The organism is Vibrio sp. OPT46 (assembly GCF_015163535.1).
Lineage (GTDB): Bacteria > Pseudomonadota > Gammaproteobacteria > Enterobacterales > Vibrionaceae > Vibrio > Vibrio alginolyticus.
The window spans coordinates 22,521-23,192 of record NZ_JADDYG010000731.1 but is presented as its reverse complement, the minus strand read 5'-3'; the positions used below and the strand labels follow the sequence as shown (position 1 = coordinate 23,192).

Here is a 672-nt window from a genome sequence, read left to right as displayed (position 1 = left end):
ATGGAAGCTGGGGAAATCCGCGCCGATGGTGAGCCAGAAGAACTCATGACGCAAATGGGCGTTAACATCGTCGAAGTCAAAGCGGATAACTTACGCGAGCTAAAAGAGAAAGTCATTCGACGCGAAGAAGTCCGTTCTGCCGCACAGCTCGGCATTCGCTTACGCATTTTGATCCACCAGCACATCGAACAACCGATCGAATGGTTAACCCAAACCTTTCCTGAGCTTGATGGCTGCGAGATGAACATTGCTCGTCCTAGCTTGGAAGATGTGTTTGTCAGCGTTACGGGAGAAGGTCGCCAATGATGAAATCTATTGCCCGCATGAAAGCGGTGATGATCAAAGAGATCCGTCAGCTTTCACGTGACCGCATTACCTTTGGCATGGTCGTAATGATCCCCCTGATTCAACTTCTGCTATTTGGCTTTGCCATTAATACGGATATTCGCAACATTCCCGTTGGCGTCGTCGATCAAAGTGGCAGCACTGCCGGGCGCGTGATCACTGAGTCCGTCAAAGTCACACAAGTGGTCGATGTGGTCGAAACCTTCGCTACCGCTTCTGAAGCCGAGCAAGCCATTCAAGACGGTTTGGTGCGAGCGGCTTTAATTCTACCTAGCGACCTAACCCAACGCATGGTGCAAGGTAGAGAGCTTGGCCAGTGGATTGTGG

At 51.0% G+C, this 672-nt stretch carries 1 protein-coding gene and 1 pseudogene; both read left to right on the top strand.

The genetic code is table 11. From position 1 onward, the window contains the following. A pseudogene (locus IQR33_RS34550) lies at nucleotides 1–306 on the top strand (ABC transporter ATP-binding protein); the annotation flags it as partial. After that, a partial coding sequence (locus tag IQR33_RS34545) for an ABC transporter permease (protein ID WP_228014169.1) occupies nucleotides 306–672 on the top strand: 367 nt, incomplete at its 3' end. The pseudogene IQR33_RS34550 and the gene IQR33_RS34545, both read left to right, overlap by 1 nt.